Origin of the sequence: Senegalia massiliensis, assembly GCF_009911265.1 — a bacterium.
Taxonomy (GTDB): Bacteria; Bacillota; Clostridia; order Tissierellales; family SIT17; genus Anaeromonas; species Anaeromonas massiliensis_A.
Genome location: NZ_QXXA01000016.1, coordinates 49,322 through 74,636 on the forward strand (window position 1 = coordinate 49,322; position 25,315 = coordinate 74,636).

A 25,315-nucleotide genomic window follows, 5' to 3' on the forward strand; every position below is an offset into this window, starting at 1 on the left:
GGGGGAATAAAAAATGCATTATAAAAAAATAGATTCATTAATTAGTAAATACAATATTAAATGTAGCGATAATATAAAAGATTGTTCTATTGAAAGAGTATACTTAGATAAAAGTAAAAAAATAGTCACAATAAAGCTTATAAGCGATAAAATTATAAAATATAATGAAGTTGAAACGTTTAAAAGTTCATTTAAAGAAATTATAAATGGTTTAAAAAGAGTAAATATATATATGAAATATAATTTTGAATTTAATAATATAGGTTTCATAATAGATGATTATTGGCCTAATATTGAATATATTATAAAAAAATACTTACCTTCAAGCTCTGGTTTAGTTAATAAAATAATAAAAAAAATAGAGAATAATAGTCTTGTTTTAATTGTAGATGATGAATTATTTATGCATAGAATTATAGAAAAGAAAATTCATAAAATCATAAAAGATAAGTTAAAACAAGAATTTAATATAGATATAGATATACAAATATATGCTAATAAAGAACAGAGTAACAATTATAATGATCATTATGAACAAAAAAAGATTGTGGAAAAGAAAATGATTGAAAAAATAAATGTAAACTCTCAATCACATTATTCTCAAAAAAATAAAAATAATAAATCTAATTCTAAAAATAATTTTGTATATGGAAAAAGAGTTGATGAAGATATAGTATCTATGGACAGTATAAATACGAATTCTGGAACTGTAACAATAAAAGGTGAAATATTCGATATACAAACCAAAGATATAAAAAATGATAAAAAAATATATATGATTGGTATTACTGATTTTACTGGTTCTATACAAGTTAAGATATTTGCCAATAAAAAACAGCAACCTCAAATAGATGAGGACTTAAGTATAGGAGAAGCTTATATTATAACTGGTGGTATAATGTATGATACTTTTTCAAGAGAATTAGTAATGATGGGTAAAGGAATTAAAAAGTCATATTTGACTAAACGAAAAGATAACTATAAAGAGAAAAGAGTAGAGCTTCATCTTCATACACAAATGAGTGATATGGATGGGATGACAAATATAGAAGAATATATGAAAAGAGCACAAGAGTGGGGGCATAAAGCAATAGGAATTACAGATCATGGTGTTGTACAAGGGTTTCCAGAAGCAATGAATGCATCAAAAAAATATGGTGTTAAGGCGCTTTATGGTGTAGAAGGTTATCTTGTAAATGATTCTAAGCAAATAGTGATAAATTCAAGAGAACAAAATATAGATTGTGAATATATTGTATTTGATATTGAAACTACGGGTTTTTCTCCTGTAAATGATGGTATAACAGAAATAGGAGCTGTTAGAATAAAAAATGGTGAGATTTTAGATACTTTTAGTGAACTTGTTAATCCAGAAAAGGAAATTCCACAAAAAGTAATTGAACTTACTGGAATTACTAATGATATGGTAAAAGATAAAGAAACAATTGATAAAATACTTCCAAAATTTCAAGATTTTATAGGTGAAGCTGTATTAGTTGCACATAATGCATCCTTTGATATGGGATTTATAAATAAAAAGTTTGAGAAAATAAATGTAACTTTATCTAATCCAGTATTGGATACTTTACAGTTTTCTAGAGAGTTATATTCTCATTTAAAAAGTCATAAATTAAATAAAATAGCTAAATATTTAAATATTAGCTTAGAAAATCATCATAGAGCAGTAGATGATTCAAAAGCTACAGCTGAGATACTATTAAAGATGATTGAAGATGTAAAACAAAGAGGAGTAAAAAAATTAGAAGATATAAACACAACATTTAGTAATACTGTGAATTTTAAATCACAGGATTCTTTTCATGTGACAATATATGCTCAAAACTATATAGGATTAAAAAACCTTTATAAAATTATATCATATAGTCATTTAGACTATTTTTATAGAAAACCTAGAATTCCTAAATCTTTAATGAATAAATATAGGGAAGGACTTATAATAGGTACTGCTTGTGAAGCAGGAGAACTATATAGAGCAATACTTAGAAATAAATCACAAAATGAAATTAGAGATATTATAAATTTCTATGACTATTTAGAAATACAGCCTATTGGGAATAATAAATTCTTAATAGAAAAGGGTATGGTTAAAGATGAAGAAGAAATTCAAAATATTAATAAGAAAATTTATTATTTAGGTAAAAAATATAATAAATTAGTTGTGGCTACTGGTGATAGTCATTTTCTTGATCCTCATGAAGAGGTCTATAGAAGAATACTAATGAGTGGAAAGGGATTCTCTGATGCTGACAATCAAGCTCCTTTATACTTTAAAACTACTGATGAAATGATTGAAGAGTTTTCATATTTAGGTAAAAAAATTGCAGAAGAAGTAGTAATCAAAAATCCAAATTTAATAGCTGATAGCATAGAAGAAATTTTACCTATACCAGATGGAACTTTTCCTCCAGTTATAGAAGGATCAGATAAAGATTTGAAAGATATGACCTATAAAAAAGCAAAAAGTATTTATGGAGATCCTATGCCGGAAATTGTCCAAGAACGATTAGATAGAGAGTTAAATTCTATTATTAGTAATGGGTATGCTGTTTTATATATTATATCTCATAAAATAGTAAAAAAATCTTTAGAAGATGGATATTTAGTAGGTTCAAGAGGCTCTGTTGGTTCATCATTTGTTGCTACTATGAGTGATATAACAGAAGTTAATCCATTACCACCACATTATGTATGTCCAAATTGTAAAAATAATGAGTTCATAATGGATGGGTCAGTAGGCTCTGGTGTTGATATGCCAGATAAAATATGCCCTAAATGTAAAACAGAATATAATAAAGATGGATTTGATATACCTTTTGAAGTGTTTTTAGGTTTTGAAGGAGATAAAGAACCAGACATTGATCTTAACTTTGCAAGTGAAGAGCAAACTGTTGCAATGCAATATACTGAAGAGTTATTTGGAAAAGGTCATGTATATAGAGCTGGAACTATAGGAACTATTGCTGATAAAACTGCATATGGGTTTATTAGAAAATATCATGAAGAAAGAGAATTATTATTAAATAGAACAGAAACTAATAGACTTATAAAAGGTTGTACAGGTATAAAAAGGACGTCCGGACAGCACCCTGGAGGTGTAATGGTAGTCCCTCAAGATAAAGATATATATGATTTCACTCCTATACAATACCCTGCTAATAATTCTGATTCTGGTGTCATAACTACTCACTTTGATTATCACTCTATAAGTGGTAGAATATTGAAGCTAGATTTATTAGGACATGATACACCAACTATTATAAGAATGCTTGAGGATTTAACAGGGGTAGATGCTCAAAAAATTAGTTTAGATGATAATGATACTATGGCAATATTTACATCTTTAGATACATTAAATATTAAAGTAGATGATTTTAACTATAAAACAGGTTCTCTGGGTATTCCTGAATTTGGAACAAAATTTGTAATACAAATGTTATTAGATACAAGTCCAACAACTTTTGCAGAATTAGTAAGGATTAGTGGACTTTCACATGGTACAGACGTTTGGTTAAATAATGCACAAGAATTAGTTGCGAATGGTATTACTACATTGAAAGAAGTTATATCTACAAGAGATGATATAATGATGTATCTTATATATAATAGTTTAGATAAGAAACGTTCTTTCAAAATAATGGAAAAGGTTAGGAAAGGTAAAGGATTAACAGAAGAAGAAGAAAAATATATGAGAGATAATGATATACCAGAATGGTATATAGAGTCATGTAAAAAAATAAAATATATGTTTCCTAAAGCACATGCTGTTGCATATGTTATGATGTCATTTAGAATAGCATATTTTAAGGTTCATTACCCCGAAGCTTTTTATTCAACCTATTTCACTATGAAGGCAACTGATTTTGATGCTGAATTAATTGTAAAAGGTATAGAGTCTGTAAAAGAAAAAATAAAAGAATTAGAAGAAATAGGAAATGATAAAACAGCTAAAGAAAAGAATCTTTTGACAGTATTAGAAGTAGCCTTTGAAATGTATGCAAGAGGATTTAATTTTAAAAAAGTAGACTTATATAAGTCTGATAGTGATATTTTTATTATTGAAAAAGATGGAATATTACCTCCTCTAAAATCCCTCCAAGGTGTAGGAGAAAATGCTGCTAAAAGTATAGTAGAAGCTAGAGATAAAGGTAAATTTTTATCTATAGAAGATATTACTAAGAGAGCTAAAGTAAGTAAGACAGTTATAGAAGCATTAAAAATTCATGGATGTTTAAAAGGAATGAGTGAAAGTAATCAATTAGACTTATTCAGTATTTGATTTTTATTAATCTATATGATATATTATAGTTAATATAAGATTGTTGGGAGAGGAGTGGGTTTAGAACCCACTCTTTACTTTTAGCTTAATTGTATTATTTAATGGATATTTACGTAAAATATAGTTAAATAATTTGGAGGTGAAAGTTATGAATAAAAAAGAGGTTGAAAAACAGGTATATAATATTATATATCCTATTTCACAAGAAATGGATTTTGAATTAGTTGATTTAGAGTATGTGAAGGAAGGACCATATAAATATTTGAGAGTATTTATAGATAAACCAGGTGGAGTAAGTATAGATGATTGCCAAAATTTCAGTAAAAATATAAGCGAAAAAGTTGATGAGCAAGATCCTATAAAAGAAAATTATTTTTTAGAAGTCTCTTCTCCAGGTATCGATAGACCATTTAAGGATGATAAAGATTTTAAAAGAGCTTTAAATAAAGAAGTGGAAGTTAATTTGTATAAAAAAATTAACAATTCTAAAACCTTTGTTGGTGAATTAATCGATTTTGATGAGAATATCATAATTATAAATAATAATAAAGAAGATATAAAAATAAATAGAACTGATATAGCAAAAATTAACATTGCTATTAAATTTTAAGGAGGTAAAATGGGGATGAAAGCTGATTTTATACAGGCCCTTGATGAAATTGGAAAGGAAAAAGGTATTTCTAAAGAAATACTAATAGAAGCTATTGAAGCTGCATTGATATCTGCATATAAGAGAAATTTTGGTTCTTCACAAAATGTGGAAGTGGTAATAGATAATACTACAGGAGATGTAAAAGTTTATGCACAAAAAGACGTTGTTGAACAAGTTGAAGATGAACTTTTAGAGATATCATTAGAAGATACAAAGGAAATAGATAATAGATATTCTATAGGGGATGTAATAAATATTGAAGTTACGCCTAAGAATTTTGGAAGAATAGCAGCACAAACAGCAAAACAAGTTGTTGTACAAAGAATTCGAGAAGCTGAAAGAGATATTATTTATGGAGACTTCATTAACAGAGAGAATGAAATAGTAACAGGGATAATTCAAAAGTTAAATAATAATGTATTAGTAGATTTAGGTAAAACTGAAGGGATATTATTACCGGCAGAACAAATACCAAATGAAACGTATAACCATAATAATAGAATAAAAGCATATATTGTTGAGGTTAAAAAGACTTCAAAAGGTCCACAGATTTTATTATCTAGAAGTCATCCTGGTTTAGTTAAAAGGCTTTTTGAGTTAGAAGTTCCAGAGATACAAGAAGGAATTGTAGATATTTTTAGTATATCTAGAGAAGCAGGTTCTAGAACTAAAATTGCTGTATATTCTAATAATGAAAATGTTGATCCAGTTGGGGCTTGTGTAGGACAAAATGGAACTAGAGTAAAAGCAGTGGTAGATGAGTTAAATGGTGAAAAAATTGATATAGTAAATTGGAGTAAAGACCCATCAGTATTTATAGCTAATAGCTTAAGTCCAGCAAAAGTTTTAGATGTTCAAATAAATGAAGATGAAAAAAGTGCATCTATAATTGTTCCTGATTATCAATTGTCATTAGCAATTGGGAAAGAAGGTCAGAATGCGAGGCTTGCTGCTAAATTAACAGGTTGGAAAATAGATATTAAAAGCGAGACACAATATAATGATGAATCAAGTGAAGAAATAGAAGAATAGGAGTGAATATAAATGAAAAACAAAAAAATTCCTCTTAGAAAATGTATTATATGTGGAGAAAGAAAAGAAAAAAAAGATTTGATAAGAATTGTTAAAAATAAACAAGGAGATATTTTTATTGATGATAAAGGAAAAGCAAATGGCAGAGGTGCATATATTTGCAAGAATTCTGAGTGCATAAATAAATCATTTAAAAATAAATCTTTAAATAAAGCTTTTAAATCAAATATTTCTTCTGAAATTTATGAAGAATTAAAGAAAGAAATAGATCAAGATGAATGATAGTTTATCGTTTATTGGTATAGGACAAAAAGCTAATATAATAAGAACAGGAGAATATAAATCCTTAGAAGCTATAAAATTTAACAAATGTTATTTAATAGTTTTAGCTAATGATTCTTCTGAAAATACTAAAAAGAAATTTGAGAACTTAAGTAAAAAATATAATATTGAGATAATATATTTTAGTGATAAGCTGGCATTAGGAAATGCTTTAGGAAAAGAGTATATATCTGTTTTTGCAGTGACAGATAAAAAGTTTTCAGATACATTGAAACAAAAGTTATAAATGTATCACCTAATATTCTAGGGGGTGAATGTAATATGGCAAAAAAAAGAGTTTATGAGTTGGCAAAGGAACTTGAGATTAGTAGTAAAGAATTAATTAATAAAATGAAGGAATTAAATATAGAGGTAAGTAGTCACATGAGTACTATAGATGATGAAGAGGCTAAAATTTTAAAAGAATTATTTGATAAAAAGCCTAATGAATTAAAATCAAATTCCAATAAATATGAAGGAGAAAATAATATCGATAATAATATAAATCAAGATAATGTAAATGAAGAGAAACAAGAAAAGTTAATAGAGCTAGAGGGTAAAGTAACAGTAAAGGAATTAGCAAATAAATTAGATATTTCTACTAATGAATTGATTGGAAAGTTAATTGGTATAGGTATAATGGCTAATATTAATCAAGAGTTAGATGAAGATACTACAGAATTAATAGCATCCGAATATGGTTTTGAAATAAGAGAAGCTAAAACATTGGAAGAAAGACAAGAAGAAGAATTAGATTTTGAAGATAGTGAAGAAAATCTTGTTTTAAGACCACCTGTAGTAACAGTAATGGGTCATGTTGATCATGGTAAAACATCATTATTAGATTCCATAAGAGAAAGTCATGTTACTCAAAGAGAAGCTGGAGGAATTACACAACACATAGGAGCATCTACAGTCAATATAAATGGTAATAAAATAGTATTTTTAGATACACCAGGCCATGAAGCATTTACTTCTATGAGAGCTAGGGGTGCACAAGTCACTGACGTTGCAATTTTAGTTGTTGCTGCAGATGATGGTGTAATGCCACAAACAATAGAGGCAATAAATCATGCTAAAGCAGCTAATGTACCTATAATAGTAGCAATTAATAAAATGGATAAACCAGAGGCTAACCCTGATAGAGTTAAGCAAGAATTGACTGAACATGGTTTAGTTCCAGAAGATTGGGGTGGAGATGTTATAACCGTTCCAGTTTCAGCTATTAAAAAAGAAGGATTAGATGAACTTTTAGAAATGATACTGTTAGTATCGGAAATGAGTGAATTAAAAGCTAACCCTAACAGAAAAGCAGTTGGAACAATAATAGAGGCTGAACTTGATAAAGGCAGAGGTCCTGTTGCAACAGTATTAATCCAAAAAGGAACATTACGAATAGGTGATTCCATAATAGCAGGCACTGCAAGTGGTAGAGTTAGAGCAATGATTGACAGTTATGGCAAAAGAGTTAAAAAAGCAAGTCCATCTACTGCAGTAGAAATCTTAGGTTTGTCAGAAGTTCCTCAAGCAGGAGATAAACTATTTGCTGCAAAAGATGATAAAAAAGCCAGAGAACTTGCAGATCAGAGAAAAGAACAGATAAAAAGAGATCAAATTAAATCAAAACAAAATATTTCTTTAGATGATTTATTTGATCAGATAAAAACTGGAGAAGTTAAGGATCTTAATATAATAATAAAAGCTGATGTTCAAGGTTCTATTGAAGCTGTGAAAGATGCTTTAGTTAAGTTAAGCAATGAAGAAGTTAAAGTAAACCCTATTCATGGAGGAGTAGGTGCTATTACTGAGAGTGATATAATGCTTGCTACTGCTTCTAATGCAATAGTTATTGGTTTTAATGTTAGACCTACAACATCTGCTACTAATTTAGCAGAAAGAGAATTAGTGGATGTTAGAACGTATAGAATTATATATAAAGCTATAGAAGATATTGAAAACGCAATTAAAGGTATGCTTGAACCTGAATATAAAGAGGTTGTTCAAGGTAGAGCTGAAGTAAGGGCAACATTTAAAGTGCCTAATGCAGGAGTAATTGCTGGTGTATATATTCTTAACGGAAAAGTGACAAGAAATTCAAGTGCAAGATTATTAAGAGATAATATTGTTATACATGAAGGTGAAATCTCTTCTTTAAGAAGATTTAAAGATGATGTTAAAGAAATAGCTACAGGGTATGAAGGTGGTATAGGTATAGAAAATTACAATGATATTAAAGAAGGAGATATTATTGAAGCCTTTGTGATGGAAGAAATAGAAAGGTAATAATTTAGGAAGGTGAACTAAATGAGTTCGAAAAGAACAGCAAGAATATCTGAAGAAATTAAAAAAATAGTTAGTTCAATGATGTTAAAACAACTTAAAGATCCAAGAATAGCTACTATGACAACTATAACGGATGTAGAAGTTACTAATGACCTTAGATATGTTAAGATATTTATTTCCGTATTAGGAAGTGCTAAAGAAAAAAAAGATACATTGGAAGCATTAAAAAGTGCTTCAGGTTATATAAGAAAAGAAATTGGAAAAAAAATGAAGCTACGCTATATCCCAGAGCCTATATTCAATACTGATAATTCTATCGAAAATGGTATTTACATTTCAAAACTTATTGATAGTATTAAAGAAGATGAGGATAAGAATGAAGAGTGATATATTAAAAGAACTAGATAGATCAAGCAAAATCTATCTAGTTTCTCATATCAATCCAGATGGTGATAGCATAGGTTCCTTATTGGCTTTTGGTAAATCTTTAAAACATAAATATGGGGAAAAAGTAATATTATTAAAATCAGATAAAATTCCAGATACTTTTAAGTTTCTAAATAATATGAACTATTTATCAGATTTACAAATTTTAAAGGCTATTGATGACAATTCTACATTAATAACATTAGATTGTGGTGATTTAAATAGGATAGGAGCTGTTAATGATTCTATTAAAAATTTTAAAAGTATTATTAATATAGATCATCATAAATCTAATAATCTTTTTGGGAAAATTAACATTGTAGATTCAGATGCAAGCTCAACATCTGAAATTATATTCAAATTATTAAAAGATAATAGTTTACTTATAGATAAAGATATTGCTGAAGCACTATATACAGGTATATCTTCAGATACTGGTAGTTTTAAATATGAAAGTACAGATGCTAATACACATAGAATAGCTTCTGAATTACTAGAATACAACATTGACAAATCAAAAATTATATTTTATTTATATCAAAACAGATCTATTGAAACAACAAATATATTTATAGAAGCTATCAAAAAGATAGAGTTTCATTATCATAATAAAATTGGAATAACTATTATTACTAAAAATATGATGAAAGAAGCAAATGCTTCAGTCAGTGATATAGATGGTATAGTGGAGTTTATTAGAGATACTGAGAATATTGAAATTGCATGCGTAATTAAAGAGATAGATATTAATAAATATAAAGTTAGTTTAAGGTCAAAATCGTATTTAGATGTATCACAGATTGCAACTCATTTTAATGGTGGAGGTCATAAAAAAGCTGCAGGAATGGTTGTAGAAGGTAATGTAGAAAAAATAAAATATAAATTATTACAATTAATAAATAAAAAATTAAGGTGATATATATGAATGGTATAATTAATGTATTAAAACCATCTGCTATGACATCACATGATGTTGTAAATTTTATAAGAAAAACTTTGAATATGAAAAAGGTAGGTCATACTGGTACATTAGATCCAAATGCTGCTGGAGTTTTACCAATTTGTATTGGTAAATCAACAAAATTAATAGAGTATATTCAATATGAAAATAAAAAATATAGAACAGAATTAACTTTAGGATTTTCTACAGATACACAGGACAAGTATGGTAAAATATTAGATAAATCAAAAAAAAATGTATCAAAAGATACAATAATAGAAGTTATTAATAGTTTTGTAGGCAAAACAACTCAAATTCCCCCAATGTATTCAGCGTTAAAACACAATGGTAAAAGACTTTATGAACTAGCTAGAAAAGGAAAAAGTGTAGAAAGAAAATCTAGAGAAATATATATAGAAAGCATAGATATTGTAACTATTAAAAATAATAAGATAATTTTTGATGTTACTTGTTCTAAAGGGACTTATGTTAGGACATTATGTAATGATATAGGAGAGAAACTTGGTACATTTGGCCATATGTCTTTTTTAGAAAGATTAAAGGTAGGAGATTTTGAAGTCAAATTTTCTCATACATTAGAAAGTATTTCTAGAAAAGTTGAAAGTAATGATTTTAGCTTTATATTACCTATGGATTTTGCTGTAAAATCTATGGAAAAATTTATTATTGATAAAAAATTTTATAAGCATATATCAAATGGATTAAATATTGATACTGAAAGATTAAGAATATACAAATTTAAACTTGATACTGAATATAAAATTTATTGTGATGAAACTTTTATAGGGATAGGATCAATTGTTTTTAAAAATAATTGTACTGTTTTGAAGATGAACAAAGTTTTAATTTGAAGGTGAATAAAATGAAAATAATCAAAAATATTAATGAAAAAATAAAAGAAAATACTGTTATTTGTTTAGGTAGTTTTGATGGACTACATATTGGTCATCAAACTTTAATTGAAAATGTTATAAAAGAATCTAAAGAAGAAAATTTGAAAAGTGTATTATTTACATTTAGCAATCATCCTGCTAGCATAATACCTAATAAAGAAGAGCCCAAATTAATAATTACTAATGATGAAAAGGTTGAAACTCTTAAAAAAACAGGTATAGATTATCTTGTTATGGTTGCATTTAGCAAAAAGTTCATGAGAATGGATCCAGAAGATTTTGTTAAAGATATACTTGTTGATAATTTAAATGTTAAGAAAATAGTAGTGGGTTTTAATTATAGGTTTGGTTATAAAGGTAAAGGAGATACTAATTTACTAAAAAAATTGAGTGATTTATATGATTTTAAGGTAGATATAGTGTCTCCTATAAAAAATAATGGAGAAGTTGTAAGTAGTAGTTTAATTAGAAAATTGATATTAGAAGGAAATATTAAGAAGGCTAATAAATATTTAGGGAGATTATTTTCTATAGAAGGAGAAGTTATTCATGGGAAAAAGCGAGGTAAAAACTTAGGTTTTCCTACAGCAAATATTTATCTTAATAATAATTATATTGTTCCAAAGACTGGTTTATATAAAACAAATACTATTTATAAATCAAATAGATATAATAGTTTAACAAATGTTGGGTTTAATCCAACATTTGAAAGAAATCGAAATATTTCCATTGAGACATATATTTTAAATTTTAATAAAGACATATATAATGAAGAAATAAAAGTTGAATTTTTAGAGTTTCTTAGAGATGAAAAAAAATTTAATAGCAAAGAAGAGTTAATTGAACAAATGAATTCTGATATAAGATCTATATCAGAATAATGTTTACAACATTATATTATTATGGTAAAATTAACTTATGAGCCTTATTCTATGGATATTGTTACCTCGGCTTTATCCTTGGGATCAGGATTAATATAAAATATTAGGAGGTACTTACATGATAAGTAAAGAAGAAAAGACAAATATTATTGAAGAGTATAAAACTCACGAAGGAGACACTGGTTCTCCAGAAGTACAAATTGCAATTTTAACTCATAGAATAAATGAGTTAAATGATCATTTAAAGGAACATAAAAAAGATCATCATTCAAGAAGAGGTCTTTTAAAAATGGTTGGTAAAAGAAGAGGTCTTTTAAATTATTTAATGAAAAAAGATGTAAATAGATATCGTGAATTGATTGAAAGACTTGGATTAAGGAAATAATAAGAGCGGGGTTTACCCGCTCTATTATTTTTAGAATAAAAATAGTGTTAAATGTGTAAATTAAATTTAGGAGGCATAACATGGAAAAAAATTTTGAGTATACTCTTGCTGGAAAAAAGTTAAGTGTAACTGTAGGTAAGGTTGCTGAACAAGCAAATGGTGCTTGTCTTATACAATATGGAGATACTGTAGTACTAGCTACAGCTACAGCTTCTAAAGCTCCAAAGGAAGGTATAGACTTTTTCCCTTTAAGTGTAGATTTTCAAGAAAAACTATATTCTGTAGGAAAAATACCCGGTGGTTTTATAAAGAGAGAAGGAAGGCCAAGTGAGAAAGCAATTCTTACTTCAAGATTAATTGATAGACCAATTAGGCCTTTATTTCCAAAAGGTTATAGAAATGATGTTCAAGTTATAACTACAGTTTTATCTGTAGACCAAGATCATACACCTGATATAGTAGCAATGATTGGTTCATCTATAGCTTTAAGTATTTCAGATATTCCTTTTGATGGTCCAACAGGTTCTGTTTCCGTAGGATTAGTAGATGGAGATTTAATAATAAATCCAGATAGTAAGGAAAGAGATGAATCTGACCTTAATTTAATAGTATCTGGTACTAGAGAAGCAATTATGATGGTTGAAGCAGGAGCAAATATAGTTTCTGAAGAAACTATGCTAAATGCAATACTTACAGCACATGATGAAATAAAAGGAATCTGTGAATTTATAAGTGAAATTAAAGAAGAAGTTGGAAAAGAAAAATCAGAATTTGAAGTGTTTTTACCTGATGTGGATATTTCAGAAGAAGTAAATAATTTCGCTATAGAAAAAATGATAAATGCTATAAAGACAGAAGATAAATTAGAAAGAAAAGAGAATATAGAGAAAGTTAAAGAAGAAACCGTATTATATTTTGAAGAAATTTATCCTGATAATATTAAAGATATTGAAGATACATTACAAGCTATATTAAAAAGTCAAGTAAGAAAAATGATAAGTGAAGATGGAATAAGACCAGATAATAGAAAAATTGACGAAATTAGACCTATATCATGTGAAGTAGGATTACTTCCTAGAACTCATGGTTCAGGATTATTTACAAGAGGTCAAACTCAAGCATTAACTGTAGCAACATTAGGAGCTGCTGGAGATGTTCAAGTTATAGATGGCTTAGGAGAAGAAGAATCTAAAAGATATATGCATCACTATAATTTCCCACCATATAGTACAGGTGAAGCTAAGTTTTTAAGAGGTCCTGGAAGAAGAGAAATTGGGCATGGTGCATTAGCGGAAAGAGCACTTGAAGTTGTCATACCTTCTGTAGATGAGTTCCCTTATACTATAAGATTAGTATCTGAAGTTTTAAGTTCTAACGGATCATCTTCACAAGCAAGTGTATGTGGAAGTACCCTTGCACTTTTAGATGCTGGAGTTCCTATTAAGTCAAATGTAGCTGGTATTGCTATGGGACTTATAAAAGAAAATGATAATGTAACTGTATTAAGTGATATACAAGGAATGGAAGACTTTTTAGGAGATATGGACTTTAAAGTTGCTGGAACAGAAGAAGGAATAACAGCAATACAAATGGATATTAAAATATCAGGAATCAATAGGGAAATATTGACTGAAGCATTAAGGCGTGCAAAAGAGGGAAGACTATATATTCTTGATAAAATGAATAGCGTTATATCTACACATAGAAAAGAATTATCTCCTTATGCTCCAAGAATTCTTACTATGGAAGTTAATCCTGATAAGATTAGGGATATAATAGGTCCTGGAGGAAAAATTATAAATAAAATAATAGATGAAACTGGAGTTAAAATTGATATAGAGGATAGTGGAAAAGTTCTTATAGCATCAGAAAATATGGAAGCTGGAAATAAAGCTATTGACATGATAAACAATATAGTAAAAGAAGTAGAAGTAGGAGAAATCTATTTAGGAAAAGTTGTTAAAATAATGCCTTTTGGTGCTTTTGTAGAAGTATTACCTGGTAAAGAAGGCCTAGTTCATATTTCTAATATTGCTAAGGAAAGAGTAGAAAAAGTAGAAGATGTTTTATCTAAAGATGATGAAGTATTAGTAAAAGTAACTAATATTGATAAACAAGGTAGAATTAATCTATCTAGAAAAGATGCATTACCTGAAACTGAAGAAGATAATTAAACATAAAACTTTAATAAAGTTTTATGTTTTTTTGATTATAAATTTAATAATTATGAATATTAATATATTATATAGATTATTAGGAGGTATATTATGAAAATATTTTATATAAAGTATAAAATAATATATATAATTTTAATATTTATGATTATATTATCACTATTTATTTATTTGTATTTTAGGAATCAATCAATACATACATTTAACAATAGTAATATATATTATGAAGGCAACAGTAATAAGAATGCTGTATCATTTGCATGTAATGTTGATTGGGGTGAAGAGTTAATATCTGATATGTTAAAAATCTTTGATGATAGCAATATAAAAATCACTTTTTTTGTGACAGGAAAGTGGGCAGAAAAAAACCCTGAAATGCTTAGAGAAATGTATAAAAATGGACATGAAATAGGAAGTCATGGGTATATGCATAGAAATTATGGAGATTTGAGTTATACTTTAAATCTGGAAGAGATTAAAAAGGCAGATACAATAATAGCTAAAATAATTGGAAAAAAGCCAAAATTATTTGCTCCACCTTCAGGTAGTTTTAATGATTCTACTATTCAAGCTGCTAAAGAAGAAAATCACAATGTCATAATGTGGACAGTTGATACAATAGATTGGAGAAAAGATAGTACAAAAGATATAATAATAGATAGAGTAATATCAAAGACAAATAGAAATTCTATAATTTTAATGCATCCTAAAGAAGAAACAATTAAAGCATTACCAATAATTATTGAAAAACTGAAAGATAAAGGGTTTTCCATAGAAAAAATATCAGATATATTGAATTAATACATATACTTTAATATAATGAATAAATAAGTTTAATTTTAGGAGAGAAAATCATTGTATAATAAAACAAAATTGTCAAATGGAATTAGAATAATAACTGAAAACATACCATATGTAAATTCTATATCAATTGGATTATGGGTTGAATCGGGCTCAAGGTATGAAAATAAAGATAATAATGGAGTTTCCCACTTTATTGAACATATTTTATTTAAAGGTACTAAAAATAGAACTGCCAGAGATATTGCAGAACAGATTGATTCAGTTGGAGGACAGATGAATGCCTTTACTAGTAAAGAATGTACTTGTTTTTACATAAAAATACTAGACAATCACATTGATTTAGCAATAGATATTTTACAAGACATGTTATTCAATTCAACTTTTGATGAAAATGAAATAGATAAAGAAAAAAATGTAATAATTGAAGAAATTAATATGTATGAAGATGCTCCAGAAGAAATAGTACATGACCTTTTATCAAATACTGTATTTAAAAAACACCCATTATCATTACCAATTTTAGGGAATAAGGAATCTATAAACAATTTAACTAAAGAGTCAATGGTAGATTATTTCAAAAAATATTATATTCCAGAAAATATTGTGATTTCTATTGTTGGAAATATAGATGAAGAAAATATTTTAAAAACTTTAGAAAAAAACTTTGGAGTGTGGAAATCTAATAAAAAAAAGTTAGCAAATAAATTCGTAAGTCCTACAATAAAAAGAAATATTATATATAAAGATAAAGATACTGAACAACTTCATCTTTGTTTAGGATTAGAGGGGCTAAAGCAATCCTCTAAAAATATATATTCTTTATTAGTATTGAATAATATATTTGGAGGTAGTATGAGTTCTAGGCTATTTCAAAAAGTAAGAGAAGACTTAGGTATAGCATATTCTATTTATTCATACCCATCAACTTATAAAGATACTGGAATATTTACTATTTATGCAGGTTTAAATCCTAAACATTTAATTGATTTATCAAAAATAATTATTAATGAAATAAAGGAAATAAAAGCGAACATTTTTTCAGAAGAAGAAATATTTAAATCTAAAGAACAATTAAAAGGGAACTTCATATTAGGCTTAGAAAATACTTCTAGTAGAATGAGTTCCTATGGAAAGTCGGAATTATTAAATAATAAAATAGAAACACCTAATGAAATTATAAATAGTATAAATAAAGTAAATAAAAATTCTATTAGAGAAGTAATAGATAATATTTTCAATATTGATAATATTAATATTGCATATGTGGGAAGATTAAATAATAAAAATATTGAGTCAGACTTAATTAATATATACAAGAAATAGATAGATCTATCTATTTCTTGTATATATTATCATAAATAATGTCATCATAATTGATAAAGAAATATTATAAAAAATAAAACATATAATCTAATAGGAGGGGAAAAAATGAAAATATACGATATAGGAAACAAAAAAAATGTTACACTTAGTGAATTAGGAGGGAAAGAAATTGTAAATTTAAATGATGGAGGAAGGCTTGGAATAATAGCAGATTCAGACATATTAATTGATGAAAACACAGGTAATATAGAGGCTCTATTAGTTCCAGACTCAAGAGGTCAATTTAAGTTTTTTGGTGAAAAAAGAGAAATTACTATCCCTTGGAAAAGCATTAGAAAAATTGGTGAGGACATGATTATAATAGAATTAAATTATTAAATAAATTATTAAATAAATTATTAAAGTATAAACAACTTATTTAAAGACAAAAATATCATTATAAAAATAAAAAAGGATGGTATTTTTGTGGATAAAAATAAAAACTCAAAAAATGATGAAAATAAAATTATAGAATCAATTAAAACATTAGGCGTAAGTAATATACCAACTAGTAAAGGAGATATCCATTTTACATCAATAATAGGAGAAATAGAAGGACATAATATTTCACCTCCTCAAAAAAAATCTACAAAGTATGAACACATAATCCCCCAACTCATTTCTGTTCAAAGAAGTGAAGATATAAAAGGATTACTAGTTATTTTAAATACATTAGGAGGAGATGTTGAAGCAGGACTTGCAATATCTGAAATGATTAAAAGTATAGATAAACCAACAGTATCTCTTGTTCTAGGTGGTAGTCATAGTATAGGGATACCTCTTGCTACTGCTACTGATTATTCATTTATTACACCTACTGCTACCATGACTCTACATCCAATAAGAATGACAGGACTTGTAATAGGTGTTCCGCAAACATTTAGATATCTTCAAAAGATGCAAGAAAGAATTTCTAGTTTTATATTAAGAAGTACTAATATTTCATTAGAAAATTTACAAAAACTTATGTACGATACAGATGAAATAGCTAATGATGTAGGTACTATATTAGTGGGAGAAGAGGCTGTAGATTATGGATTAATAAATCAAGTAGGAGGATTAAATTCTGCTATTAAAAAATTAGAATCGTTAATAAATCAAAACATAACATAAAAAAATAGTATAATTTTTTATATTATGTTATAATTAATGACATAACAAGGCTACTCCTTTCCAAAGGAGTAGCCTTATAATGAGAGGTGAAAAGATGAGTACAAAGTCAAAAAAAAACAAAAGAAATAGAAAATCTCATAATACTCAAATTAATAAAGAAGTTATAGGAATATTAATAATATCTTTTTCTATATTACTATTATATAGCATGAATACTAATTCAAAAGGTATAATTGCTAAATTTATTGGAAATAAAACTTGGCAACTTATAGGCTCAGGTGGTTACATATTCCCTTATTTAATTATGATTATAGGAGTATTATATTTAATAAACAAATTAGAAATTTATAAAACCCAAAAAAATATATTTATAATTATTGCATTTATAACCTTAATTACATTATTTGATATAAAATTTTTACCAACAATAGAAGGATTAAATATATCTGATAGAATTAAAGTCTCTATAGAAGGTTCCATGTTACCCTTTCATAGAAGCGGAGGAATTATTGGATCTATATTTGCCTATTTATTCCTAAAATTATTTGGAAAAATTGGATCATATTTAATATTATTTACACTATTAATAATATTTGTACTTAGTATTACTAATATAAGTATAGTTGAATTATTATATAAAGTAATAGGATTTAGTAAAAGTAATATTGAAAAATTAGTTCAAAAGTTAACGAAATATAAAAATAACAAAAAAAATAATAATAAAACTAAATCGAAACATAAACCTAAAGTTATAAATGATAATAAAATAGATACTAAAAAAGAAAAAAATATAAATAACAAAATAAAGATACTAGATTATACAAAAAATGAATACAAAAAAGAAAAAAATATTAATGACTCACCTAAAACTAAAGATGATAATAAATCTATAAAAGATGATACTAATAGTGAAAATCCTACTAATAATATAAAAATATCTGACACTCAATATAATGAGTATGATTTTCCATCATTAAATATTTTGAAAAAAAGTAATATAATACAAGATAAAAAAGAAAATAAAGCTGTTCTAAATAATGCTAAGAAATTAGAAAATATTTTAGGTAATTTTGGGATTTCTGCAGAAGTTACACAAATAAGCAAAGGTCCCACTATAACTAGATATGAACTACAACCCGCACCTGGAATAAAAGTAAGTAGAATTGTTAATTTATCTGATGATTTAGCTTTAGGATTAGCTTCTTCTGATATTAGAATAGAAGCTCCTATACCTGGAAAAGCTGCTATAGGAATTGAAGTACCTAATAACGATAAATCTAATGTTAACTTAAGAGATGTACTAGAATCAAATGAATATAAAAATATTAATACTAAATTAGCATTTGCATTAGGAAAAGATATTGCAGGTAAACCCATTGTAGCAAATATAGAAAAAATGCCACATTTACTTATAGCAGGGGCCACAGGCTCTGGTAAGTCTGTTTGTATAAATACTCTAATAACTAGCATACTTTATAAATCAAAGCCCGATGAAGTAAAATTATTGATGATAGATCCTAAAGTAGTTGAACTGAGTATATATAATGGTATACCACATCTTCTTATACCAGTTGTTACAGATCCTAAAAAAGCATCTTTTGCTTTGAACTGGGCTGTTCAAGAAATGAATAAAAGATATAGCTTATTTGCCGAAAATAGCGTTAGAGATATAAAAAGTTATAATGAAAAAACTAAAGAAAATGAAAATATTAATAAATTGCCACAAATAGTAGTTATAATTGATGAATTAGCTGATTTAATGATGGTTTCACCTGGTGAAGTAGAAGATAGTATATGTAGATTAGCTCAAATGGCTAGAGCTGCAGGAATCCACTTAATTGTAGCTACTCAAAGACCTTCCGTAGATATTATCACTGGGACAATAAAAGCAAATATTCCTTCTAGAATATCATTTGCTGTTTCATCTCAAGCTGATTCAAGAACTATACTAGACATGGGTGGAGCAGAAAAATTATTAGGAAAAGGAGATATGCTCTTTTATCCTGTAGGTGCATCTAAACCAAAAAGATTACAAGGTGCATATATTGATGAAAAAGAAGTGGAAAATATTGTAACTTTCTTAAAGAAAGAAAATAAAACAGATTATCAAGAGGAAATAATTGATAATATTGAAAAAGATGTAAATACTATATTTGATGATTCTGATGAATTATTACCTGCTGCTATTGATTTAGTAATAGATGAAGGACAGGCTTCTATTTCATACTTACAAAGAAAATTAAAAATTGGTTATTCTAGGGCTGCTAGAATTGTTGATGAAATGGAAGAAAGAGGTATTGTTGGCCCTCATGAAGGGAGTAAGCCAAGAAAAGTATTAGTTACAAAAGAGGATATAGAAAGTTAATATAAGAGTAGGGGTTAATATGATAAAAAGAATAAATTATAAGGATATTAAAAATGATAATAATATAGTATATATAGATGTAAGAAGTCCAAAAGAATATGAAGAAGATACTATTCCAAATTCTATTAATATACCAATTTTAAATAATAAGGAAAGAGAAGAAATAGGATATATTTATACTCAAGTTAATAAAGATAAAGCTAGAAGATTGGGATTAAAATATGCTTCTAAGAAACTAATAAATTACTATGATGAAATCAACAAAATAATAGATTTAAATAAAAAAGCAGTATTATTTTGTTATAGAGGTGGAATGAGAAGCAGCTCTATAGCTAAAGTTTTAGATGTTTTAAGTATGCCTATATATGTTATAGATGGAGGATATAAAGAATATAGAAATTATGTTATAAACAACTTAAATTCTTATGATAAAAAATTTAAGTTTATAGTACTTCATGGATATACTGGTGTAGGTAAAACAGAAGCTTTAAAAACCCTTGAATTAAAAGGACACGAAGTGCTAGACTTAGAAAATATTGCACAAAACAGTGGATCTGTTTTTGGAAATATTTTTTATAAAAATAAATCTAGTAACCAAAAAAAATTTGAATCCTTATTATTAAATAAGTTTTTAAATTTTAAGGATACCTTTATATTTGTTGAAAGTGAAAGTAAAAGAATTGGCAATTCTATTATGCCTGATTTTTTATATAATAATATTCAAAATGGATATCACATTTTAATACAAACAAATTTAAATAATAGAATAAAAACTATAGAAAATGATTATTTAAATAATAAAAAAAATAATAAGGATTTAGTTGTAAAAGCAATCAGAAACTTAAAAAAGCGCTTAGGTAAAAAAACAACTTTAGAATTAGAAAAACAATTCATTAATGGTAACTATAAATATGTAATAAAAGAATTAATGTTAAATTATTATGATCCACTTTACAATCATTCCATAAATAAAATAACTGAATATGATATGGTTATTAATTATGATGATATAAATGAATTAACAAAAGAATTAATAGATTTTAAATCTAAATTAAAGGAGAGATAATTTTAATGTCAAAAAATATAGCAATTATATCCCTAGGTTGTTCAAAGAATTTAGTGGACTCAGAACTAATAATAGGTTCATTGAATGAGGAAGGATACAGTATTGTTAATGAACTAGAGAATGCAAATATTATTATAGTTAATACTTGTGGATTTATCGATGCTGCTAAAGAAGAATCAATAGACACAATTTTAGAGATGGCTGAATATAAAAAACATGGTAAATGCAATATGTTAATTGTAGCGGGATGTTTAAGTGAAAGATATAAAAAAATACTCATTGATGAAATACCAGAGATTGATGCTTTAGTAGGTACTGGAAATATAAAAGATATTTCATATATTATAAAAAATTATAATGACAAAAAAATAATTAAAGTAGGGAATATTGATAACAAGTACTTAGAAGAAAATCCAAGAATACCTTTAGAGCCTGGCGTAACATCCTATATAAAAATATCAGAAGGATGTGATAATTATTGTACTTATTGTATTATTCCAAAACTAAGAGGAAAATATAAAAGTAGAAAAATGGATTCAGTAATAAAAGAAGCAAAAGAATTAGTAAAAAGGGGTACAAGAGAGATAATATTAATTGCTCAAGATACTACTAAATATGGAATTGATTTATATGGTAAATATAAATTACCTGAGTTATTAGATGAATTAAATAAAATTGAAAACTTAAAATGGATAAGAATATTATATATGTATCCTGAAACTTTTTCTAATGACCTAATAAACTCAATAAATAATAATGAGAAAGTTTTAAAATATGTTGATATTCCTATTCAACACATAAGTAATAATATTTTAAAAAGAATGAATAGAAATACAGATAAAGAGTCTATTAAACAACTGATAAATAATTTAAGAACAAAAATTCCTAAGATAGTAATTAGAACTACATTAATGGTAGGTTTTCCAGGTGAAACTAAAGATGACTTTAATGAACTATATGATTTTGTCAAAAATATAAAAATTGATCGTTTAGGAGTATTTACATACTCTGACCAAGAAGGAACTGCAGCAAATAATTTTAAAGATCAAATAGATGAATCAGTAAAACTTGAAAGAAAAAATATTTTAATGGAACTGCAGCAACAAATATCTCAAAAATTATTACATGAAAAAATAAATAAAAATTATGAAGTATTGATAGAAGAAAATTTAGAAAATGAAAATCTTCTTATAGGTAGAACATATATGGATACTCCAGAAATAGATGGATGTGTATATATAACTTCAGACCCTCAAAAAAACATTGATATAGGAGAATTTGTAAGAGTTAATATAAAAGATAGTTTTGAATATGATTTAAAAGGAGAGATTTTAGATGAATTTAGCAAATAAACTTACATTGTTTAGAATTTTTTTAGTACCAGTCTTTATGATATTTTTATTAGGTGATAACATTCCAAATGGTAGGATCATATCAGCATTCATATTTATTGTTGCTGCATTAACAGATATGTTAGATGGACATATAGCAAGAAGTAGAAATTTAATTACAAAATTTGGAAAATTCATGGACCCTCTTGCAGATAAGCTCTTAGTTTCCTCTGCTTTAATATCTTTAACCGAGTTAGGAATTATACCTGCTTGGATGGTAATAGTTATAATTGCACGAGAGTTTGCTATAACAGGACTAAGAACCCTTGGTGCATCAGAAGGGATTACTATTGCAGCTAGTAAGTGGGGTAAAGTAAAAACTATAACACAACTAATTGCTATAACAAGTATTTTAATAGAAAATTTCCCTTTTAATTATTTAAATTTTCCTTTTGATAAAATAATGTTATATTTAGCTGTAATATTCACTATAATTTCTGGTATAGATTATATTTACAAAAATATTAATTTGTTGAAAATACAAAATTAAAAGGAGATCTTATGGATTCTATTATTATAAATATAGGCGATGAAATACTAGATGGTGATATATTAAATACAAATGCTCAATATATATCTAGAAACTTAAAAGATATAAATATATCAGTAAAAAGAAATCACGTTATTAAAGATGAGATTAGTTCAATTGTTGAGATAACTAAAAAATCATTAAAAGATTCTGATATAGTAATCATAACAGGAGGCTTAGGCCCAACTGATGATGATATTACTAGAGAAGCTGTTTCAAAAGCTTTAAATTATAATTTATATTTAGATAAAATTCTATTACAAGATTTAGAATTAATATTTAGCAAAAATAACTATATCATGACAAAAAACAACATAAAACAAGCTTACAGAATTGAAAATGCTACTATAATCCCAAATGAAAAAGGTACTGCACCTGGTATGTTTATTAAAAAAAATAATAAATATATTTTTTTACTACCTGGGCCACCTAAAGAATTAAAACCTATGTTTGATAGAATAGTTGAGAAATATTTGCAAAACTTATCTAAGAAAAAAATATATAGTAAAATTATTAAAACAATAGGAATTGGAGAATCTCAATTAGAAGAAAAAATAAAACCCTATTTTAACGATAATATTAAAATAGGAACATATGCATATAATGGTATCGTTGATATAAAAGTTACATCGTATAACAACATACTGTCTAATGCCAAAGAAAATGTAGACAAATTTGTAGAGAATATAAATATTGAAAAATTTATATGGGGATATAATGATGATACTTTAGAAAAGATAGTTTTTAATTTATTAAAAAAACATAAATTAAAAATTGGGTTTGCTGAGTCATTAACAGGAGGATTAATAAGTAGTAATCTTACAAAATTATCAGGAATATCAGAAGTATTTCCTTTAAGCTTAATAACTTATAGTAATGAATCTAAAATCAACTTATTAGATGTAAAAAAATTAACTTTACAAAACCATGGTGCTGTAAGTGAAAAAGTAGCTTTAGAAATGTGTACAGGATTAATAAATAAATATGGACTAGATATTTCTCTTTCAGTTACTGGCATAGCAGGTCCTACTGGTAATACAAAAAATAAACCTATAGGACTTGTATACATAGGTATTGCTGATAAAAATAATGATATTTGCAAAAAAATTATTTTAAATGGAGATAGAATTCATATACAAAATAAGACTAGCTTATATGCATTCAATGAATTAAGAAAATTTCTAATAAAAAAATATGAATAATATTTGACTAATAATATTAATTCATATATAATTTTATTAGAACATCCGTTCGTAAATTGAAAGGTAGGTGAACCAGTTATACTGGGGATAATATGATGGAAAAAAAGAAAGCTTTAGAAATGGCAATTAATCAAATTGAAAAGCAATTTGGAAAAGGATCAATTATGATGTTAGGAGAAGAGGCTAACCTTAATATTGAATCTATTTCTACTGGTTCTTTAGAACTAGATATAGCATTAGGTATAGGAGGATTACCTAAAGGAAGAGTAATCGAAATATATGGTCCTGAATCTTCTGGTAAAACTACAGTTGCATTACATGCTGTGGCTGAGGCACAAAAAAAAGGAGGTACAGCTGCATTTATAGATGCTGAACATGCTTTAGATCCTGCTTATGCTAAAAATTTAGGAGTAGATGTGGAAAATTTAATTGTTTCACAACCAGATACAGGAGAACAAGCGCTTGAGATAGCAGAAGCATTAGTAAGAAGTGGAGCTGTTGATATAGTTGTTGTGGATTCTGTTGCTGCACTAGTTCCTAAGGCAGAGATAGAAGGAGAAATGGGTGCTAGTCATGTAGGGCTACAAGCTAGACTTATGTCTCAAGCTCTAAGAAAGTTGGCTGGAGCAATAAAAAAATCAAATACTATTGCTATATTTATAAATCAATTAAGGGAAAAGGTAGGAGTTATGTTTGGAAATCCTGAAACAACTCCTGGAGGTAGAGCACTTAAGTTCTATGCATCTGTTAGATTAGATGTTAGAAGAATCGAAACATTAAAACAAGGCGATAATATGATCGGTAACAGAACAAGAGTAAAAATAGTAAAAAACAAAGTTGCTCCACCTTTTAAAAAAGCTGAATTTGATATTATGTATGGTGAAGGAATATCTAAAGAAGGAAATATTTTAGATGTTGCTGTATCTGCTGACATTATTAATAAAGCTGGTTCTTGGTATAGTTATGGAGATCAAAGACTAGGTCAAGGTAGAGAAAATGCAAAAGATTATCTAAAAGAAAACCCTGAAACATCGGAAGAAATTGAAAAAAGAGTACGTGAATACTATGGTTTAATTGAAGATAATTCTGAAGAAGTAGATAAAGAAAAAGATAAAGATAAAAAAACTAAGAAAAAATAATAAAAAGACTTCTTCGGAAGTCTTTTTATTAATGATATG

22 protein-coding genes are annotated in these 25,315 nt (G+C 26.7%); all 22 read left to right on the top strand.

What is annotated here, in order from left to right:
* The first annotated feature begins 13 nt into the window (after positions 1-13).
* The 22 genes from D3Z33_RS13810 (at position 14) to recA (ending at position 25,276) form a co-directional block, all read left to right on the top strand.
* A complete protein-coding gene (locus D3Z33_RS13810; RefSeq protein WP_160198363.1) occupies positions 14-4,297 on the top strand; it encodes a PolC-type DNA polymerase III in 4,284 nt (1,427 codons plus the stop codon).
* 148 nt (positions 4,298-4,445) lie between these two features.
* Positions 4,446-4,907 (top strand): ribosome maturation factor RimP, encoded by a 462-nt coding sequence (rimP, locus tag D3Z33_RS13815; protein WP_160198364.1) that lies wholly within the window; start codon positions 4,446-4,448, stop codon positions 4,905-4,907.
* A gap of 15 nt (positions 4,908-4,922) precedes the next feature.
* Entirely contained in the window at positions 4,923-5,981 is a 1,059-nt protein-coding gene (nusA, locus tag D3Z33_RS13820) for a transcription termination factor NusA (RefSeq protein WP_160198365.1), read from the top strand.
* Positions 5,982-5,993: 12 nt separating this feature from the next.
* Positions 5,994-6,263: an RNase P modulator RnpM gene (gene rnpM / locus D3Z33_RS13825; RefSeq protein ID WP_160198366.1), complete on the top strand. Its 270-nt coding sequence runs from the start codon at positions 5,994-5,996 to the stop codon at positions 6,261-6,263.
* Entirely contained in the window at positions 6,256-6,549 is a 294-nt protein-coding gene (locus D3Z33_RS13830) for a L7Ae/L30e/S12e/Gadd45 family ribosomal protein (RefSeq protein WP_160198367.1), read from the top strand. The genes rnpM and D3Z33_RS13830 overlap by 8 nt, the downstream gene beginning before the upstream one ends.
* A 35-nt stretch (positions 6,550-6,584) precedes the next feature.
* Positions 6,585-8,585, top strand: coding sequence for a translation initiation factor IF-2 (infB, locus tag D3Z33_RS13835; RefSeq protein WP_160198368.1), 2,001 nt, complete (start codon positions 6,585-6,587; stop codon positions 8,583-8,585).
* 21 nt (positions 8,586-8,606) lie between these two features.
* Positions 8,607-8,972 (top strand): 30S ribosome-binding factor RbfA, encoded by a 366-nt coding sequence (gene rbfA / locus D3Z33_RS13840; protein ID WP_160198369.1) that lies wholly within the window; start codon positions 8,607-8,609, stop codon positions 8,970-8,972.
* The gene (locus tag D3Z33_RS13845) at positions 8,962-9,927 is read left to right on the top strand and encodes a DHH family phosphoesterase (RefSeq protein ID WP_160198370.1); all 966 of its coding nucleotides are present in this window, start codon (positions 8,962-8,964) and stop codon (positions 9,925-9,927) included. Before rbfA ends, D3Z33_RS13845 begins: the two co-directional genes overlap by 11 nt.
* A gap of 5 nt (positions 9,928-9,932) precedes the next feature.
* Positions 9,933-10,823: a tRNA pseudouridine(55) synthase TruB gene (gene truB / locus D3Z33_RS13850; protein ID WP_160198371.1), complete on the top strand. Its 891-nt coding sequence runs from the start codon at positions 9,933-9,935 to the stop codon at positions 10,821-10,823.
* Between the two features lie 11 nt (positions 10,824-10,834).
* Positions 10,835-11,746: a bifunctional riboflavin kinase/FAD synthetase gene (locus tag D3Z33_RS13855; RefSeq protein WP_160198372.1), complete on the top strand. Its 912-nt coding sequence runs from the start codon at positions 10,835-10,837 to the stop codon at positions 11,744-11,746.
* A gap of 118 nt (positions 11,747-11,864) precedes the next feature.
* The gene (rpsO, locus tag D3Z33_RS13860) at positions 11,865-12,131 is read left to right on the top strand and encodes a 30S ribosomal protein S15 (RefSeq protein WP_130807050.1); all 267 of its coding nucleotides are present in this window, start codon (positions 11,865-11,867) and stop codon (positions 12,129-12,131) included.
* Between the two features lie 80 nt (positions 12,132-12,211).
* Entirely contained in the window at positions 12,212-14,305 is a 2,094-nt protein-coding gene (gene pnp, locus D3Z33_RS13865) for a polyribonucleotide nucleotidyltransferase (protein WP_160198373.1), read from the top strand.
* Between the two features lie 93 nt (positions 14,306-14,398).
* Positions 14,399-15,106, top strand: a complete 708-nt coding sequence (locus D3Z33_RS13870) for a polysaccharide deacetylase family protein (RefSeq protein WP_160198374.1) — start codon at positions 14,399-14,401, stop codon at positions 15,104-15,106.
* A gap of 54 nt (positions 15,107-15,160) precedes the next feature.
* Complete coding sequence (locus D3Z33_RS13875) at positions 15,161-16,432, top strand: M16 family metallopeptidase (protein ID WP_160198375.1); 1,272 nt, start codon at positions 15,161-15,163, stop codon at positions 16,430-16,432.
* A 105-nt stretch (positions 16,433-16,537) separates the two neighbouring features.
* Positions 16,538-16,810, top strand: a complete 273-nt coding sequence (locus D3Z33_RS13880; protein WP_160198376.1) for a YlmC/YmxH family sporulation protein — start codon at positions 16,538-16,540, stop codon at positions 16,808-16,810.
* Between the two features lie 87 nt (positions 16,811-16,897).
* Entirely contained in the window at positions 16,898-17,584 is a 687-nt protein-coding gene (locus tag D3Z33_RS13885) for a ClpP family protease (protein ID WP_347561283.1), read from the top strand.
* A gap of 94 nt (positions 17,585-17,678) precedes the next feature.
* Complete coding sequence (locus tag D3Z33_RS13890) at positions 17,679-19,949, top strand: FtsK/SpoIIIE family DNA translocase (RefSeq protein WP_160198377.1); 2,271 nt, start codon at positions 17,679-17,681, stop codon at positions 19,947-19,949.
* 19 nt (positions 19,950-19,968) lie between these two features.
* The gene (mnmH, locus tag D3Z33_RS13895) at positions 19,969-21,015 is read left to right on the top strand and encodes a tRNA 2-selenouridine(34) synthase MnmH (protein WP_160198378.1); all 1,047 of its coding nucleotides are present in this window, start codon (positions 19,969-19,971) and stop codon (positions 21,013-21,015) included.
* 5 nt (positions 21,016-21,020) lie between these two features.
* On the top strand, positions 21,021-22,367 hold the full coding sequence (gene rimO / locus D3Z33_RS13900; protein ID WP_160198379.1) for a 30S ribosomal protein S12 methylthiotransferase RimO: 1,347 nt from the start codon (positions 21,021-21,023) through the stop codon (positions 22,365-22,367).
* A complete protein-coding gene (gene pgsA, locus D3Z33_RS13905; protein WP_160198380.1) occupies positions 22,351-22,896 on the top strand; it encodes a CDP-diacylglycerol--glycerol-3-phosphate 3-phosphatidyltransferase in 546 nt (181 codons plus the stop codon). Before rimO ends, pgsA begins: the two co-directional genes overlap by 17 nt.
* Before the next feature lie 11 nt (positions 22,897-22,907).
* Positions 22,908-24,137 (top strand): competence/damage-inducible protein A, encoded by a 1,230-nt coding sequence (locus D3Z33_RS13910; protein ID WP_160198381.1) that lies wholly within the window; start codon positions 22,908-22,910, stop codon positions 24,135-24,137.
* A gap of 92 nt (positions 24,138-24,229) precedes the next feature.
* The gene (recA, locus tag D3Z33_RS13915) at positions 24,230-25,276 is read left to right on the top strand and encodes a recombinase RecA (RefSeq protein WP_160198382.1); all 1,047 of its coding nucleotides are present in this window, start codon (positions 24,230-24,232) and stop codon (positions 25,274-25,276) included.
* Positions 25,277-25,315: the final 39 nt, after the last annotated feature.